The 17,130-nt window shown below is 50.9% G+C and carries 18 protein-coding genes and 1 pseudogene; 9 read left to right on the top strand and 10 right to left on the bottom strand.

The window, feature by feature from the left end; translation table 11 throughout:
• Positions 1-12 precede the first annotated feature (12 nt).
• The 6 genes from A0129_RS01455 (at position 13) to A0129_RS01430 (ending at position 6,728) form a co-directional block, all read left to right on the top strand.
• Entirely contained in the window at positions 13-1,218 is a 1,206-nt protein-coding gene (locus A0129_RS01455; protein ID WP_291711726.1) for an ABC transporter substrate-binding protein, read from the top strand.
• A gap of 71 nt (positions 1,219-1,289) precedes the next feature.
• Complete coding sequence (locus tag A0129_RS01450; RefSeq protein ID WP_008249371.1) at positions 1,290-2,174, top strand: branched-chain amino acid ABC transporter permease; 885 nt, start codon at positions 1,290-1,292, stop codon at positions 2,172-2,174.
• Positions 2,175-2,187: 13 nt separating this feature from the next.
• A complete protein-coding gene (locus A0129_RS01445) occupies positions 2,188-3,171 on the top strand; it encodes a branched-chain amino acid ABC transporter permease (RefSeq protein ID WP_291711723.1) in 984 nt (327 codons plus the stop codon).
• A gap of 91 nt (positions 3,172-3,262) precedes the next feature.
• Positions 3,263-4,033 (top strand): nucleoside deaminase, encoded by a 771-nt coding sequence (locus A0129_RS01440; protein WP_291711722.1) that lies wholly within the window; start codon positions 3,263-3,265, stop codon positions 4,031-4,033.
• A 25-nt stretch (positions 4,034-4,058) separates the two neighbouring features.
• Positions 4,059-5,039, top strand: a complete 981-nt coding sequence (locus tag A0129_RS01435) for an LD-carboxypeptidase (protein ID WP_291711720.1) — start codon at positions 4,059-4,061, stop codon at positions 5,037-5,039.
• A gap of 90 nt (positions 5,040-5,129) precedes the next feature.
• Positions 5,130-6,728, top strand: coding sequence for an ABC-F family ATPase (locus tag A0129_RS01430; protein WP_291711719.1), 1,599 nt, complete (start codon positions 5,130-5,132; stop codon positions 6,726-6,728).
• A gap of 271 nt (positions 6,729-6,999) precedes the next feature.
• Here the strand turns inward: A0129_RS01430 and purT are convergent, their stop codons facing one another.
• On the bottom strand, positions 7,000-8,229 hold the full coding sequence (gene purT / locus A0129_RS01425) for a formate-dependent phosphoribosylglycinamide formyltransferase (RefSeq protein ID WP_291711859.1): 1,230 nt from the start codon (positions 8,227-8,229) through the stop codon (positions 7,000-7,002).
• 40 nt (positions 8,230-8,269) lie between these two features.
• The gene (locus tag A0129_RS01420) at positions 8,270-9,349 is read right to left on the bottom strand and encodes an AI-2E family transporter (protein WP_291711717.1); all 1,080 of its coding nucleotides are present in this window, start codon (positions 9,347-9,349) and stop codon (positions 8,270-8,272) included.
• 111 nt (positions 9,350-9,460) lie between these two features.
• Here A0129_RS01420 and A0129_RS01415 point away from each other — a divergent pair, with 111 nt between their 5' ends.
• A complete protein-coding gene (locus tag A0129_RS01415) occupies positions 9,461-10,171 on the top strand; it encodes an SIMPL domain-containing protein (protein WP_291711715.1) in 711 nt (236 codons plus the stop codon).
• Here A0129_RS01415 and A0129_RS01410 read toward each other — a convergent pair.
• Complete coding sequence (locus A0129_RS01410) at positions 10,143-10,568, bottom strand: DUF3135 domain-containing protein (RefSeq protein ID WP_291711714.1); 426 nt, start codon at positions 10,566-10,568, stop codon at positions 10,143-10,145. The two genes, A0129_RS01415 and A0129_RS01410, sit on opposite strands and share 29 nt — an antisense overlap.
• Positions 10,565-10,801 (bottom strand): hypothetical protein, encoded by a 237-nt coding sequence (locus A0129_RS01405; protein WP_291711712.1) that lies wholly within the window; start codon positions 10,799-10,801, stop codon positions 10,565-10,567. The genes A0129_RS01410 and A0129_RS01405 overlap by 4 nt, the downstream gene beginning before the upstream one ends.
• 84 nt (positions 10,802-10,885) lie before the next feature.
• Between A0129_RS01405 and A0129_RS01400 the strand changes: the two genes are divergently transcribed.
• A complete protein-coding gene (locus A0129_RS01400) occupies positions 10,886-11,947 on the top strand; it encodes a tetratricopeptide repeat protein (RefSeq protein ID WP_291711710.1) in 1,062 nt (353 codons plus the stop codon).
• Here A0129_RS01400 and A0129_RS01395 read toward each other — a convergent pair.
• On the bottom strand, positions 11,944-12,162 hold the full coding sequence (locus tag A0129_RS01395) for a hypothetical protein (protein ID WP_291711708.1): 219 nt from the start codon (positions 12,160-12,162) through the stop codon (positions 11,944-11,946). The two genes, A0129_RS01400 and A0129_RS01395, sit on opposite strands and share 4 nt — an antisense overlap.
• A gap of 126 nt (positions 12,163-12,288) precedes the next feature.
• On the bottom strand, positions 12,289-14,283 hold the full coding sequence (locus A0129_RS01390) for a S8 family peptidase (protein ID WP_291711706.1): 1,995 nt from the start codon (positions 14,281-14,283) through the stop codon (positions 12,289-12,291).
• An 847-nt stretch (positions 14,284-15,130) separates the two neighbouring features.
• On the opposite strand from A0129_RS01390, the pseudogene A0129_RS01385 reads away from it, so the two are divergent.
• Positions 15,131-15,244 (top strand): annotated as a pseudogene (locus A0129_RS01385) (transposase); the annotation flags it as partial.
• Positions 15,245-15,328: 84 nt separating this feature from the next.
• On the opposite strand, the gene A0129_RS01380 reads toward A0129_RS01385, so the two are convergent.
• The 4 genes from A0129_RS01380 to A0129_RS01365 all read right to left on the bottom strand — a co-directional run bounded on the left by A0129_RS01380 (position 15,329) and on the right by A0129_RS01365 (position 17,128).
• A complete protein-coding gene (locus tag A0129_RS01380; RefSeq protein ID WP_367189680.1) occupies positions 15,329-15,523 on the bottom strand; it encodes a hypothetical protein in 195 nt (64 codons plus the stop codon).
• Positions 15,524-15,677: 154 nt separating this feature from the next.
• Complete coding sequence (locus tag A0129_RS01375) at positions 15,678-16,127, bottom strand: chromate resistance protein ChrB domain-containing protein (RefSeq protein ID WP_171099054.1); 450 nt, start codon at positions 16,125-16,127, stop codon at positions 15,678-15,680.
• A gap of 31 nt (positions 16,128-16,158) precedes the next feature.
• On the bottom strand, positions 16,159-16,536 hold the full coding sequence (locus tag A0129_RS01370) for a hypothetical protein (protein WP_291711704.1): 378 nt from the start codon (positions 16,534-16,536) through the stop codon (positions 16,159-16,161).
• The gene (locus A0129_RS01365) at positions 16,529-17,128 is read right to left on the bottom strand and encodes a superoxide dismutase (RefSeq protein ID WP_171099050.1); all 600 of its coding nucleotides are present in this window, start codon (positions 17,126-17,128) and stop codon (positions 16,529-16,531) included. Before A0129_RS01365 ends, A0129_RS01370 begins: the two co-directional genes overlap by 8 nt.
• Positions 17,129-17,130: the final 2 nt, after the last annotated feature.

Here is a 17,130-nt window from a genome sequence, read left to right as displayed (position 1 = left end):
AAGGAGATGATGATGAAATTAAAACCAATCGCAACCGGACTGGCCACGCTTTTTGCATTCGCTGTCGGCTCAGCTCAGGCACAAATTTCCAATGACACGATCAAGATTGGAATCATCACTGACATGTCTGGCCTATATGCCGACATTGATGGGCCTGGTGGTGTAGAAGCCGTGAAAATGGCGATTGCCGACTTCGGTGGCACATTGAATGGCAAAAAAATTGAGTTGGTGTTTGCTGACCACCAAAACAAAGCCGATATTGCAGCCAGCAAGGCACGCGAGTGGTTTGACACTGAAGGTGTCGACATGCTGATTTCAGGTACCAACTCCGGAACGGCTTTGGCAATGGCCAAAGTAGCGGATGAAAAGAAAAAGCCCAACTTTGTAATTGGTGCTGGTACCGCCCGCATCACCAATGAAGAATGCAACCCATACAGCATCCACTACGCCTATGACACAGTAGCGATGGCCAAAGGCACCGGCTCGGCAGTGGTCAAACAAGGCGGAAAAAGCTGGTATTTCCTGACCGCGGACTATGCTTTTGGCACCTCGCTGGAAACCGACACCACCGCAGTCGTTAAGGCCAACGGTGGCACGGTGAAAGGGGCTATCCGCCATCCACTGTCAGCGTCGGATTTCTCCAGCTTCATGCTTCAGGCACAGGCGTCCGGCGCTCAAATTCTGGGCTTGGCCAATGCTGGCGGAGATACAGTCAACTCCATCAAGGCCGCCAATGAATTTGGTGTCACAGGCAGCATGAAGCTCGCCGGTTTGCTGATGTTCATTAACGACGTGCATGCATTGGGCTTGGGACAAACCAAGGGCATGTACCTCACCGACAGTTGGTATTGGGATCAAAATGATGAAACGCGCAAGTGGTCCAAGCGCTTCTTCGACAAAATGAAAAAAATGCCCAGTAGCTTGCAAGCGGCCGATTACTCTGCGACTTTGCAATATTTGAATGCAGTGAAAACAGCAGGTACGGATGATGGCGCCAAAGTAATGGAAACGCTGCGCAAGCAAAAGGTGAACGACATGTATGCCAAGAACGGATACTACCGTGCCGATGGCAGCATGATTCACGACATGTTCCTGATGCAGGTAAAAGACCCCAAGGAATCCAAAAAGCCGTGGGACTATCTGAAGGTTGTTCAAGCCATTCCAGGCGAACAGGCGTTTACCACCAAAGCTGAGACCAAGTGTGCGTTGTGGAAGTGATGCATTAAAACCAACACAATACCAATGCCCCTGAGGTTTAACGACCCAGGGGCTTTGCGGGACACGTACTCATGGAAATTTTTGGAATTCCCTTGCAGGCCTTTCTTGGGCAGTTACTGCTTGGTTTGGTGAATGGCTCGTTTTATGCCATGTTGTCACTCGGTCTTGCTGTTATTTTTGGCTTGCTCAACGTGATCAATTTTGCCCACGGCGCGCTGTACATGATGGGTGCATTTTTCGCCTGGATGGGCATGGCCTATTTCAACCTGAATTATTGGGTGATGTTGTTGCTTGCGCCGCTTCTTGTGGGCGCCTTCGGGATACTGATTGAAAAAACAATGTTGCGCTGGCTTTACAAGCTTGACCACTTGTATGGCTTGTTGCTGACCTTCGGCATTACCTTAATGCTGGAAGGAATATTCCGCTCGATTTATGGTGTATCCGGTCAACCCTATTCAGTGCCAGAGGCCTTGCAGGGTGCGACCAACCTAGGCTTCATGATTTTGCCGAACTATCGCGCCTGGGTCGTGGTGGCCTCGCTGGTAGTTTGTTTTGCCACGTGGATCATGATTGAAAAAACAAAACTTGGAGCCTTGCTTCGCGCCGGTACTGAGAATCCGCGACTGGTGGAGGCCTTCGGTATCAATGTGCCCTTGATGGTGACGCTGACCTACGGCTTTGGTGTGGCACTGGCCGCATTCGCGGGCGTGCTGGCTGCGCCAGTCATTCAGATCTCGCCGTTGATGGGCTCCAACCTCATCATCACCGTGTTTGCGGTTGTGGTGATTGGTGGAATGGGATCTATTCTCGGTTCAATCATTACCGGGCTCACCTTGGGCATTGTGGAAGGATTGACCCGTGTGTTTTATCCGGAATTGTCAGCCACAGTAGTGTTCATCATCATGGCGATTGTGCTCATGATTCGCCCGGCCGGTCTGTTCGGTCGCGAGAAATAAAGGGTTTGACATGATGAACAAAAATACAATTATCTCGATTGCTGCAATTATTCTCGCCCTAGCGGCGCCGTTCTTTATGTACCCGGTGCTGCTCATGAAACTGCTGTGTTTCGCGCTGTTTGCGTGTGCATTCAACTTGTTGATTGGCTACACCGGTTTACTTTCCTTCGGTCATGCAGCCTTCCTGGGTGGTGCAGGCTACATCGCGGGCTATGTCATTCGAGATCTTGGCATGCCGTTTGAGCTTGGCCTGTTGGCAGGTGTAGCATTCGCAGCGCTCATTGGTTTAGTCATGGGTGCTCTGGCCATTCGGCGGCAAGGCATTTACTTCACCATGATTACACTGGCCTTGGCACAAATGCTGTATTTCATTTTTTTACAGGCGCCATTTACTGGCGGTGAAGATGGTTTACAAGGCATACCGCGCGGCACCTTGTTTGGTGTTGTCGACCTCAGCAACGACTTGACACTTTACTTCGTCGTACTGGCCATTTGCATCGCAGGCTACGCCCTGATTGTTCGCACTGTGCATTCTCCATTCGGGCAGGTTCTCAAGGCCATCAAGGAAAATGAACCACGCGCCATATCACTGGGTTATGACGTGGACAAATACAAGTTGCTGGTGTTTGTTCTGTCAGCGGCGTTGTCGGGTTTGGCCGGTGCAACCAAAGCCTCGGTGCTTGGCTTTGAAACATTGACGGATGTGCACTGGACGATGTCTGGCCTGGTGGTGCTAATGACCTTGGTGGGCGGCCTGGGCACTCTCGCGGGCCCCATTGTGGGTGCGATTGTGATCATCGCCCTGGAAAATCGAATTGGTGAATTTGGCACCTGGATGGCAGTGACCACCGACATTGCCTGGTTCCGCTCATTGGGGGAACAGGTCACGATCGTGACTGGTTTCATTTTCATTGTGGTGGTGCTGGCCTTCCGGCGTGGAATTGTTGGAGAAATTCTTGCATGGAACCAACGCAGGCTGCTCAAAGCGGGTCAGTAAACTGAAGCTGCCCACTGACCAAGAACCCGGCCTGGTGCCGGGTTTTTTTATGTCAAACTGAGAACACTTTATTCGGCTTACTTTGAAAACAATGCAAACCCGCAAGCTGTCCGACAAATTTTCGATACTGGCCCACCAAGGCCAGCCAGAGGACACGCCATGGATGGAACTTGCATTGCAGCAGGCGAGGCTTGCTGCACAGGCTGGCGAAGTACCGATTGGCGCAGTCGTGGTAATCGATGGCAAAGCCGTTGCCAGGGCACACAATGCACCAGTTTCATTGAACGATGCCTGCGCACACGCTGAAATTCAGGCCATTCGCCAAGCCTGTCAGGCGGTTGGCAATTACCGCCTGGGTGCACAAGCCACCCTATACGTCACACTACAACCCTGCCTCATGTGCATTGGTGCAATTTTGCATGCGCGGCTGGGTCGCGTGGTGGTGGGTTGTGCACAGTCACGCTACAACGGGGATTTGAAACAGTCCTTGTCAGTGTTCGAGCAAGCGCAAGCCTGGCACCCCTGTGTTTTTGAAACTGATTGTATGGGACAGGAAAGTGAAGAATTGCTGGGCAATTTTTTCAAAGCGCGCCGCAAGCAGCGAGAAGAAACTGTTGCTGAATTGGCCAGTCTGATGCACCTGCCCAATGCCAACAAACAAACAATTGACGTACTTGCGCAACTTGGCTTTCACACTCCGCATGATTTTTTACAGACAGGACTGCAGCAAGCCAGTGAAAGATTGGCTGAACATAGCCGCGTGTTGAAAGCAGGGCAGCACACCCAGCAGGCCGCCATTCTGGCCAGTTTGTGCGATTATTTCAACGGAGAACCCGTGCGTTCGTGGAAACAGTATCTGTAAGCTTACTTTTTAAACCGGAATTGAATTGAACAGCAAACCGCCCATCTCGACAAACCAGGCCCTGAACCAGCTGGTCATGTTTTCGCCCAGTGGCGCGCTGGTTGATGAAACCTTGCTCGACCGGGCCTGCAACCATTTGAGCAGTCAACATGGGTTCAATGTGATTGAAGTGCCTGAATCACGCCGGCGCACACAGCGCTTTGCAGGTGACGAAGCCACGCGTATGGCCAGCATTGAAAATGCATTTGCCATGAATACCCCCAGCCTGCTGATGGCCACCCGAGGGGGTTACGGCCTAAGCCGCCTGCTGCCGCTGTTGAATTTTCCGGAACTTGCTGCATTGCTGAATGCAAATGCGCACCTGTTGTGCGGCCACAGCGACATTACCAGCCTGCAATTGGCGTTGCTGAAAGTTGGCGCACAACCTGCCACCTTGTTGCACGGGCCCATGGCTTGCTTCGATTTTGGAGCAGAGCAGGGTGCCGACCCACTCACGCTTGAACACTTTTTGCGTGCCGTAGAAAAACAGGCAGTACATATTGAATGGCCTGCTGAATGCATCGGACTGAGCGCAGAACAACAAAGCAGTGCAATTGAAGGTCCGGTATGGGGTGGCAACCTCACCTTGCTGTGCAGTCTTTTGGGAACCCCTTGGTTACCCAGTGTGTCTGGCGGCATCTTGGTGCTTGAAGATGTGAACGAGCCAACCTACAAAATTGAGCGCATGCTGCTTCAGTTGCTGCACGCCGGCGTGTTGACCCAACAAAAGGCCATTGTGTTGGGTAATTTTTGTGAACCCAAACCTGGCGCACACGACAATGGCTACAACTTGCGCAGCGCCGCTGAATTTGTTCAAAGCCAACTGACACATGTACCCGTATTGTTGAATTTTCCATTTGGTCACTGCACCCCCAAGGCTTGCTGGTTTCAGGGCGGGCAGGGCACCTTGACCATGACTGGCGGGCACAAGGAATTCAACGCACGCCTGGTTCAAACCGTTCGCTAGTCGCAACCTCCGAGCCCACATTCAACGCACTCAAAGCCCGGGCATGTATAATGCCCCCTTCGTTAAAAATCACTGAATTTTCCAATACTTATGCTCACCGCAGCCAATATCACCATGCAGTTCGGCGCCAAGCCGCTTTTTGAAAATATCAATGCCAAATTTGGCGATGGCAACCGCTATGGTTTGATTGGCGCAAACGGCTGCGGCAAATCCACTTTCATGAAAATTCTGGGTGGCGACCTGGAGCCCAGCAGCGGCACTGTAGTGATCGAGCCCAATGTGCGGCTGGGAAAGTTAAGCCAGGATCAATTTGCGTTTGAAGAACACCGCGTGCTGGATGTGGTCATGATGGGCCACAAGGAAATGTGGGCTGCAATGACGGAACGCGATGCCTTGTATGCGAACCCCGAAGCCACCGACGACGACTACATGCGCGCAGCTGACCTTGAAGCGGTGTATGCCGAATTCGGCGGCTACGAAGCCGAGGCCCGGGCAGGTGAGTTGCTGCTGGGTGCGGGTATTCCGCTTGAAAACCACAATGGCCCAATGAGTGAAATTGCCCCAGGCTGGAAGCTGCGGGTGCTTCTGGCACAAGCCCTGTTCTCGAAACCTGATGTGCTGTTGCTGGATGAACCCACCAACAACCTGGATATCAATACGATTGCCTGGCTGGAAAACGTACTAAACCAGTATGAGAGCACCATGATCATCATCAGCCACGACCGCCACTTTCTCAATGAAGTGTGCACCCACATGGCTGATCTGGATTACGGTACATTGCAAGTAGTACCCGGTAATTACGACGATTACATGCTGGCTGCAGCCCAGGCACGCGAACGAGCACAAGCATCCAATGCGCGTGCCAAAGAACGTATTTCCGATCTGCAAGACTTTGTACGCCGTTTTGCAGCCAACAAATCGAAGGCGCGTCAGGCGACATCACGTCAAAAGCAGATCGAGAAAATCAAACAGGAAACAGTGGTGCTTAAGCCATCGTCACGTCAAAACCCCTTCATTCGCTTTGAACAAAAAAAGAAGATGCATCGTTTGGCTGTTGAACTCGACAACGTCAGTTTGGCTTACGGCGATAACAAAGTGATTCGCGATTTTTCCATCATGGTGGAAGCTGGCGACAAAGTGGGTATCGTGGGTGCCAACGGCATGGGTAAAACCACACTACTGAAGCTGCTGGCCAAGGCTTTGGAGCCAACTTATGGTGAAGTAAAGTGGTCAGAGAATGCAGACCTGGGTTACATGGCACAAGACGTAAGCGATGAATTCAATGTGCCTTTGAATTTGCGTGAATGGACCGAGCGCTTTGCCCAGGACGGCGACGACGATCAAGCCATTCGCGGCATTCTGGGGCGCTTGCTGTTCTCGAATGACGAAATTTCCAAGCAGGTGAAAGTGTGTTCAGGTGGTGAGAAAAACCGACTGGTGTTTGGTCGCCTGATGCTGGGGCGTCACAATGTGTTGCTGCTGGACGAGCCTACGAACCACCTGGACATGGAGTCGATCGAGTCGCTTCAATATGCACTGGAGAAATACGAAGGCACAGTGTTTGTGGTGTCACATGACCGCCAGTTTGTTTCTGGCATTGCCACGAGAATTTTTGAAATGCGTGAAGACGGCATTACCGATTACCGCGGTACCTACGAAGAATACCGCGAGAGTTTGGGGCTAAATTGATAGAACAGTGCTGCTGGTAGAGATACTGAATTGGCGGGGATGCTTATGGTTTTGCTCAGTCTGCCGATTCAAGATCAAGTCGCCCGGTTTGGAACGCAGCAAGGGGCGACCTGCAAGGTCGATGCGAAGACGCGCTCGCGTTTCGCATGCCCCGTGCCAGTTTCGAACAGGGGAATTCGACTTGATCAAGGCAGACGGGCAATACCATGTGCAGCCCCATCAGACCAGCGTAATCAACAACGCCATGCGCATTCCCGAAACGCCGAGCAAGTTAACCAACTGGCTTCACCTTCGCAGCAACCCGCTTGGCCTTCGCACGGGCTTTTTCCACATCTGTATCACGCGCCAAGGCAACACCCATTCGTCGTTTCACAAACGACTCGGGTTTACCAAACAAACGCACATCCGTGCCGGGCTCGGCCAAGGCATCGGCCACGCCTTCAAATGCGATGCCCACTTTGTCTAAACCGCCATAAATCACTGCACTGGCGCCCGGTGTTTTCAAGCTGGTGTCAACAGGCAAACCCAGAATGGCACGTGCATGCAATTCAAATTCATTTTGCCACTGCGTAATCATGGTGACCATGCCGGTGTCGTGAGGGCGAGGGCTCACCTCAGAAAACCAAACCTGATCGCCTTTTACAAACATTTCAACGCCAAACAAACCGGTGCCACCCAAAGCGGTGGTTACCTGGTCTGCCATTTTACGGGCCTCATCCAAAGCCTTTGCGTTCATGGTTTGGGGTTGCCAGCTTTCAACATAATCGCCGCTTACCTGAATATGACCCACTGGCTCACAATAACTGGTTTCAATTGCGCCACTTTTGGAGTTGCGGGCACGCACAGTCAACAGAGTGATTTCATACTCGAATTCGATCAGCGACTCGGCGATAACCCGCCCTGAGTTGACACGCCCGGCGCTACCCGCGTAATCCCACGCTGCTTCAAGTTGGCTTGCATTATCCACCTTGGATTGCCCTTTTCCGGAGGATGACATCACAGGCTTGATGATGCAGGGGTAGCCCACCGGCTTTTTGCCATGAACGCCTTTTTCTACAGCCATCTTCAGGGTTTCAAAATCATCCGCAAAAGCATAGTGCGAGCAACTTAAATTCAATTCCTCAGCAGCCAGGCGACGAATTCCTTCACGGTTCATGGTCAGCCAAGCCGCATTGGCTGTAGGCACCACACGCACCACGCCTTCAGCCTCAAGTTCTTTCAGGGCAGGGGTCGCAATTGCTTCAATTTCCGGCACCACAATGTGGGGACGCTCTTGTGCAATCAAGGCCTTCAATGCGTTGGCATTGGTCATGTCGATTACATGAAAGCGATGCGCAACCTGGTGCCCTGGCGCATTGGGGTAGCGGTCCACTGCAATAACCTCAACACCCAGACGCTGAAAGGCGATGATCACTTCTTTGCCCAGCTCACCACTGCCCAGCAACATCACTTTGACGGCGTTTGCAGCCAAAGGTGTACCGATCTGTGTTGGAAATTGAATCGCTGTTGTCATGCTCAAACTCGCTTGATTAAATCACTGATTAATTGATGGATTCGGGGGTGTCGTGGTGGTGTGCATGCGATGCTTCGTCAAAAAACACCACCAACAACACCAGCAGCACCGGGCCAATAATCAAGCCCACAATACCCATGGTAATGACGCCGCCAAACACACCGAACAAGACGGCCAAAAACGGCAAGTGGGTTCCGCCTTGTATCAACAAAGGGCGAACCAGGTAATCGGCAATCAACACCACCAACATGCCCACGGAGATCAATACAATTGCTTCCGCGCCGTTGCCACTTAAAAACAGGATCATACCCAAAATAGCGAGCAAGCCTGGTGCAGCCATGGGAATAAAGGCAATCAGGGCAGTGATAGTGCCCAATAGCACCGGTGCATAGACGCCACACGCAGCAAACAGCACAGAAAGGATGACTGCCTCTGCAAAACTGACAATCACCAACCCGTTAACCGCAGCTCGCAGCGCAGGTGGCATATGTGAAACATAAGGTTTCCAGCGTTGGCCCAGCCAGTCAGTGCCAATTCGGTTCATGCGGATGCTGATGCTTGAGCCGTCGCGGTAAAAAAAGAACAGCACCCACAATGCAAAAAACAGGGTGGCAACACGACCCAGCAGTTCAAGCAAAATGGCCGATGCGGTGCCCTGCACATCGCCCAAACGTTGGGTAAGTGTTTCGCGCAACAGTCCGGAAATTTGTTTGGGCACACTCAAATATTCTGTCCAGCTGGCCACGAGCATTTCGCCAAGCACCGGAATTTGAGGCAGCCAGTTGGGCACAGCAACGCCGGAGTCATCGGCCTGTCGCAAGAAGGTGGTAATTTCAAGAATGTCTTGAACCATAAACACGATCAGGCCGATCATTGGTCCAACCAACAGGAATGCAACAACCAGGGTGGTCAGAAATGCGGCGCCATTGGGCTTTCCGGGAAATCGTGCGCGAATGCGACAGTGAAGTGGCCAAAACGCGGTGGCAATAATTCCCGCCCACAAAATTGCCAACAGGAATGGCGACAATACAATGGCAGCACCAACCAGTATCAACACAGTAAACAGCGTGCTGATCAGGGACTTCGGTTGTCTCAGGTGTTCTGCCATGTCAGCCAGTCGTGCGGATTACGCGTTATTGGAATGCTTGTTTGTGGTTCAATCATTGTAGCAACGCCTGAATTGCAAATTGACTGTTATTTCACTTTCACGAGAACACACATGAAATTATCCAACACTTTGAGAATCGCTCTGTTCAGTTCATCAATCGGTTTGTTGGCACCGTCGGTCGCGTTTGCAGACCTGTGCGAGAAAACACCCGCCGTGAACTTGAATGCCATTAGCAGCGAAGAGGTGGACAATGACATGGTGCGTTTGAATTGGCAGGTGCAAATTCAGGCAGGTACAGCCAACGAGGCCATGAGTGCCGTCAACACCGTGCTTGAAAAATCAATCAACAATTTATCGAAGAACAAAGACATCAGCAAACTGAAGAACAACATTCAAACCTATCCGCAATACGGCAAAAACAATGTCATCCAAACTTGGCAAGGTGTGGGCTCGCTCACTTTTGAAATACCGGTTCAGGCATTAAAAACCCAGAAGAATTTGAATGTGGCGGATGGCCTGACACTCAGCAATCTGGAATATTTTCCCAGCGAAGGCCGTATCGAGCAAAGTCGTGAAAAACTGCTGCAAAGTGCAATGAGAGAGTTTCAGAATAAAGCCAGTGTTGCTGCAAAAGGTTTTGGCAAAACTGGCTATACCTTGGGTGAAGTGTCAATCAATGATGAGAATCAAGGTCCACCTTCCTATCCACGGATGTATGCCGCATCGGCTGACATGATGAGCAAAGGCATGGAAGTGGCCCCGGCCGCTGGTTCAAGCCGGGTCAGTGTTTCGGTTAATGGGCGCGTTTGCCTGAAGCCGTAAATGGAATAACACGGGCCAGGTTGGCAACTGGCTCTAGTGGATCATTGGAAACGTCTGTGACCTTTTCAATGTCGCCAGCGTAATTCTGATCGATCAAACGCAAACCATTCTGCTTCAATGGGGCAGGGCTCAGTTCCTGTTCCAGTTTTTGTACCTGCTCACGCAATTTGCCAAACGATTCCCACATCAGCTTTGACGATTCCATGGCCGACTGCAATGGGCTTTTCGAGCGCTGGCGAATCATACGGATCTTGAACAACGTTTGCTCAAGCGCCAATCGGTGTTCGGGATCGACACTGGCTACATAACCTTCCAGCACTGCCTCGCGGCGCTGCTCGAAGGCAACAGGGTCTACCTGGTACAAGTCGGCCCATTCCTTGAAATCAAAGTGTGTCATGGCTGCTCCTTGCTTTGCTCAATGAGCTTGGCTTTGTTGCTGTCTTGATCTTCGGTTCCCATCAAAAACGCATGCACTGCTTTTTGCAGAGTTCTTAACCGGGCAGTTTTTAGGTTAAGCTCACGTCTAAGAGCTTCGTTCTCTTCCATGAGTCTGTCAACCAGTGCGAGAGTTTCAAATTTCTTTCCCAAACTTTCTATCCGGTTTACTTCAACGCTTGAATGATGGCCCATGATGACTAGTAATGTTGCTATTAACCTTTGTACTGCCAAACACAGCAATCGGTTTTAGTAATACTCTTCAGTAACAACAATCGAATGACCACAACAATGGTGTTTATGAAACGCGCTTGGACTTTTTCTTTTTTCCTGGGTTTGTTTGCACTGGCTTACGTGCCTACCGCCACTGCTCAGGAAGCAAGTTCAAATTTAACCCGTTGTGAAAGCAGCTTCGGCAAGGACGCGGTAGGCATCACTGTTGAAACTTGCCGCCTGGAGTTGACTGGTCCGATCACGCAGGCCAAACGCGTCAAAATTCTTGAAACCCTGGGCAAAGCCTATCTGGCTCAAAACGAAGCTGACTTGGCCATTTCAACCTGGAATGAAGCCAGCCAATACAGTCCGCTCAACCGAGAAGACCAAGCTGCGGCCGAAGCCTGGACACGTTTGCAGGTGCTCATTGGCCAAACTTATGCACAAGCCGATCAAATGGAACGCGCCGAAGCACACTTTCAGAAAACGCTCGGTACGGTTGAGCAATCCATCGGGCGTTATTCCTTGCCTGCAGGTATGGTTCAAGACGCGCTCGGCACTTACTATGCGCTGCAGAACAAGGCAGCAGAGTCTGAAGCCGCATTCAAAAGATCGCGGATTGTTTATGAAATACGTTTGGGGAAAACCAATGCCCGAACACTAGAAACCCGAATGAATCACGCGGTGGGCTTGCTGGACATGGAGAAGGAGCAAGAGGCGCTGGAAAGTTTCCAGATTCTTGCAGAGATTATCAACTCCACACCCAACTACAAGGACGAACCAATTCGTGCAGAAATACTCACTTTTTTAGGCACGCTGCAAATGCGTAACGATCAACTGCAAGAAGCCGCCAGAAATTATCAGACTGCATTTGAAGTGCGACAAGCAGCATTCGGTCCTAACGACATTCGAACCAGCCAATCTTTAAACAACTTGGGGGTTGTACTTTACAGGGCAGGGGACTTGAAGCGTGCCGAAGTAGCGCTCAGCCGCGCCTACATTATTCGGGCGGATGCCTTGGGCAACGAAGACCCATTGACATTGAGTACACAAAAGAACCTGCAGGCCGTGATCGCCGCTCAAAATGCGGCGAAAACAGGCCTTTCAGAAAGTGTCAAACGCAATTAAACATTGCTGTCACGTATTACTTTGCGGTTGGCTTTGAAGGATTTGAACTCATACACACCCACCAGTAAAATTGCGGAGAATAGACAGCCCAGGGCCGCCAGAATACTCGGGCTTGCTACTTCATAGTTGATGTAATCGACCAGACCATGCACCAGCATGGCTGAGGCAATCAGCAACAAGACCAACACACCTGGGTAAGAACGAAGAGCTTTCATACGACACCTCTCAAAATTTACTGCATCAATTGCTGACCAACGGGTCAACAACTGAACTCTACCATCGAGCGATGTCATAGATTGGAGCGCTACTTCTAACGTTGTATTTAACCAAAGCATCACAGGTTAAATTACGTTTTTCTTTTTAAAACAATGAAATAGAAACAAACAAGTCAACAAACCCAGTAAATTCAAAGCGCCACCACCCCCTCCGCCACCGGAACCGCCCGCGGCAGAACCACTGCCAGAATCGCCTACCACCCCATCGCCCACGGCCGAAGAGGGCGCACCCACACCGGCTGAAGCGCCATTGATCAATGGTGAAAGCAGGCTGGCCAGCAAAGTAGGGGACGTGGCACCCTGATTGGCCACAACCACCGAGGCAATTGCAGCTCGACCATTGGACACCTGGGCACGAAGGTCGAACCCTGCAACACCGGCTGGTGCGGTAACGTCCACATTCAACCCATTGATTGAAAGGACGGGATCAGGTGCATCTGCCGACGATTTCAATACATTGATTACATCAAAACTCACCGCGCTCACTTCTTGCCCAGAAGCATTTAAGGTGCCGGTTGCAGAAAAAGTACGCGTTTGACCCGGAGGAATCACATTGCCGGTGTTGGAAAACAGATTGGTCAGACCACCTGCAGCCTGAGTATTAATCAAATTGGCTACATCCAGCATACCTGCACCGCACAGTGCGCGGGTACAGTTGCATTCAATACCGACCGTATCCACGGTGCAGGTTGGGCTGCCCCCCAAGGATAGGAAAGGTCGAGCAGAAGTCTTTAACAGGTTCTCTACAGTTGCCACCGATGCAGATGGATTCAGGGACCAATACAAAGAAGCTGCACCCGCAACCATCGGTGAGGAAAAACTGGTTCCGATCTTGGTGTTGTAGGTGTTGGTTAACGGTCCCGCAAAACCCGTATTGCTGGCACTCCAGATTGGGAAAGCCGCATCACCACCCGGCGCAGCAAGTTGAATAGTGGGACCAAAGTTGCTGTAATTGGCCTTCAAGCCTTCTTGATCGATTGCAGCCACACCGAAAGCGCCAGGACAATTTGCCGGAGAATCTACAGTGCTCCCATCATTGCCCGCAGCAACCACCACCAAAGAGCCAGCCTGCCGTGCAGCGGAAATTGCGGCGCCCTCAATGGAAGGCACGCAAGCTCCCTCCGCACCCAAACTTAAATTAATTACCTTGGCAGGGAAGGGGTTATTGGGCACGCCGGGCACACTCAGGCCTGCAGCCCAACGAATTCCGTCAGCAAGGTCGCTGGAAAATCCACCGCATTTGCCCAACACCCGAACAGGCAATACCACCGCATTCCAGTTGACCGAGAAAACACCTTCAGCCGGAACCGGGTTTCCGGCAAGCAGGGCGGATACAAAGGTGCCGTGCCAGCTTGACTGACTAAGACCACCGCACACTGGGTCAGCCAAAAGGTCTGCCGGACCCACACCGTCACCGGGATCAGTTGGATCGGAATCACGGTCTGAACCTGCGGAACCTTGCCCATCAGCTCCAATGGAAGGGTCTGCAACGAAATCATAGCCCGGCAGCAAATGACCCTGAAGCATTGGGTGGCTTGGCAAAACACCTGTATCCAACACAGCTACCACAGTGGGTGCAGTTCCGTGAAAATTCGCCCACATTGCACCAGTGTTGATGGAAGCCGGTTGAGTACTCACATCTTGATGAAACCAAGACCGACTGCGTCTGGACAAATCAAGTGCGTTCAACAAACCAATCAGGGGAGACTGTGCTCGAAGCCGGATTCGACGATCCAGCTCTACCGACTCAATCAACGGGTCCGACAATAAACGAAGACGGGTTTGTTCGGCATCACTGATATTTGACGTTGTGATCACGGCACCACGTTCACCAAACGGCCTGACAAGCTGAAATGTACGTTTGTGAACTTTGGACAACTCGGCAAGCTTGGCTCGCAATTCTGATTTTCGTGATTCCAATGAGGATGATTGAATAACAGATTCACTGCGATCAGCACTGTCCTTGAACTGGATTACCCAACGATCAGCCGACCAAGAAATGGTCGAGAACATGGCAAGCAGCATGAATAAACTGCTTTGAATTACAAAACGCAACTGCATGGGTAGACCCTGATTGTGGTTGTTATTAGATAATACCGGGGAGAGGGGCTTGCGGATTCAGAACAGGAAACAGGAAAATGAAAGGTTTGGCGCCTGTTCTATTAGAGTTGTAAAGAAGATTGTTCCCCCAACCTGCTGATAATAAACAATTTATTTTTACCCAATTCACAAGTAAGCTAACTTCCCGTGAGAGTACAATTGTAAAGTAGACAGACTGTAGATTAAAAAGGTAAAGTAAATAGAAATTACTCTGCCCAAATATCTACTATGGCCTCCGAGTCGACTCGACACATCAAAGGTTTAAGTGACACCATCTGGGCTGACTTTACAATTTGGCCAGGCTTTGATGAAGCTTCACTAGCTCCAGATAAGCTAGCCAAATTCCTCAATAGAAAAGAGGCAATCAAGGCATATTTAAGCGGCAGCAAAGTCGCTGCGATTCGAAAAGAATATGGTATCTCAGAGCCTCAGATCTATCGCTTAATTACTGAACGCTGTATTTGCGATCATCCAGACGGCCAAATTTACGGCTGGCGAGCACTGGTCCCACAAAGCAGAATAGTTCAATTCAAAAGACGTACACCCATCGTTATTAATCAGTGGGGACACGGTGCTGTTGGCGCTTTTCAAACGCTACTAGACACCTATCCAGACGTCAGAGAAGCTTTACACAAAAAAATTCTTAAAGTCCCCAATACCCGAAAAAAGCTTGGAATGTTATCAATCTCAAAACGATCTATTTGGCTCTGGTTTCTCCAAAGTCTTAGAGATAGAGGTCTTGAAATCAAAGGGGAGTGGCCTTTTAACACTAAAACGAACGGATATCACTCAATTATTAAATACATTGATAAGCGAACCGACAATTTATGCGTGGCGCAAGAAATTTGGCGACTTGGAAACCGATGAAGTTCGACGTCTAAAAACACAGGAGGCCGAGAACGTCAGACTGCGCAAAATGCTGGTATAGCAATGGATTTTTCTGCCGCTGCAAGCCGTTACAAATGATCGCAGGCCAACCAGCTGGCAAAAATAATACGGCGCTGCATCATGCCCTGTTGTCGCGAGATTGGACCTCCTCTGGTGGGCGAATGGCATGAAACATCTTCAATAACAACAAGTCGTAGATTATTTTCAGCACACCGGCAATGATCAACGGCCAGCCGAATGATGAAACGCTTAGCAAATATCCCGCCAACAATGGCGCCATGGCGGCGGCAAAGGTGCGTGGAACTGCTGTCACGCTTGCCGCTGCCGCGCGCTCTGGCGGCGTAACGATCGCCATCACATAGGAACTACGGGTACCGTGCTTGCCGCAAGCGAGAGCGCAAGCAAAGAGCGTCGCAAAAGAATGGAGTTAGACATAGCATTTCTCCTGAAATAGAAAAATCGTTAGTTCATTGGGGTGGCCAGTTGTGCGTTTCAGATTGACACTGTTGGCACCAGGCATAGAGCGCGTCATACATGACCATGCCGTGCCTGAGCATTTCATGGTCGTCGGCAAAATTGGCAGACAGCCCGAGCGATATCGCAAATAACCCGGCCGATTGCGGCGTCAGGTCAAGTCTGTCTGTATCCGCGCCACGCACAATGGCAGCCAATTGCTGCAGCGCCGGATCTTCGAGCTTATACTTTTTGAGGATGGCATCGAAGCTGCACAGCTCTCCATCATGGGTCAGCTCGACCCCTGACACATCGTACGGAATCGCCCCGGTCTCCTCAGCTGTTTTCAGCACCTCTTTTGAAGGCACATATAAAAACTCGGCTTCGGAATCGATGAAACGGGCCACCAGCCACGGGCAGGCAATCCGGTCGATTTTGGGGCGTTCTCGGGTAACCCATTTCATACTTCATTCCTTTCAAGCATAGTGACAACTGCTAATCAAAGTGGTACTTTGCGCTAAATTTTTCGACCGTGACCTCCATGACATCAACGCCGTCACGCCGAAAAACCAGATTGCCATCAAGGCACACAACTGTCCAGCAATCTGCAGGAGCGCCCATCGGAACACTCAGGCACAGTTGGTTGCTTTGTATTGCCCAGGTTCCTTTACGACTGCGCCCCAACTCGTTGCCAATAATCTTCCCATCCGGCTTCAAGTGATAAGCAAAATGGGTACTGTCGGTCGTGATCTTCCCTATAAATACCTTACGGATTTCTTGTCCGGATAGCACTTTCCGGTGTGGTTCCGCTGTTGCGATCGGAGTGTTCAAAGCGAAAGCAAACCCAATCAACGAGATAAAAACGCTAGGCATGGCTTCTGACCCTCGCTAATTGCTCTTCTACTGTAGTCCAGTTCACGTTATTCATGAATGCCTCTACATATTCACCAGCCTTGGCACCGAAATCAATGTGATACGCATGTTCATACATATCCAAAGCCAAAATTGGCATACCGCCAGCCAAGGTCTGGGTATGGTCGGCTGCCCATTGGTTGCTCAGCTTGCCGTCGCGTGGCGACTTCACCAGCAACACCCAGCCCGAACCGCCACCCAAGGCTTTGCCCATGGCGACAAACTCGGACTGCCAGCGCGCGACACTGCCAAAGTCGCGCTCAATAGCGTCCCGCAGCAAGCCGGATGGCAAAACACCATCGCCACCCAAGCCATCAAAATAGATCTCATGCAGCAGCATGGAGTTGTATGCAATCAACTCTTCACGCTTTAAGCCATTTAGCACAAATCCCGGCGCCTGGTCGAAGTCGGTTTTCCCCAATTGCTCTTGAATCAGGTTCAAGCGCTTGACCGCGCCGCCATAGTTATTCGCATGGTGGCTTTCAATCAAGGTCGCGGACAAGCCATGTAAGGTTTTGGCGTCGGTTGGTAACGGCAATAATTCATACGGCATCT

The organism is Limnobacter sp. CACIAM 66H1, assembly GCF_001601825.1.
In the GTDB taxonomy this organism is placed as follows: domain Bacteria; phylum Pseudomonadota; class Gammaproteobacteria; order Burkholderiales; family Burkholderiaceae_B; genus Limnobacter.
This window is presented reverse-complemented; position numbering and strand designations above follow the sequence as displayed.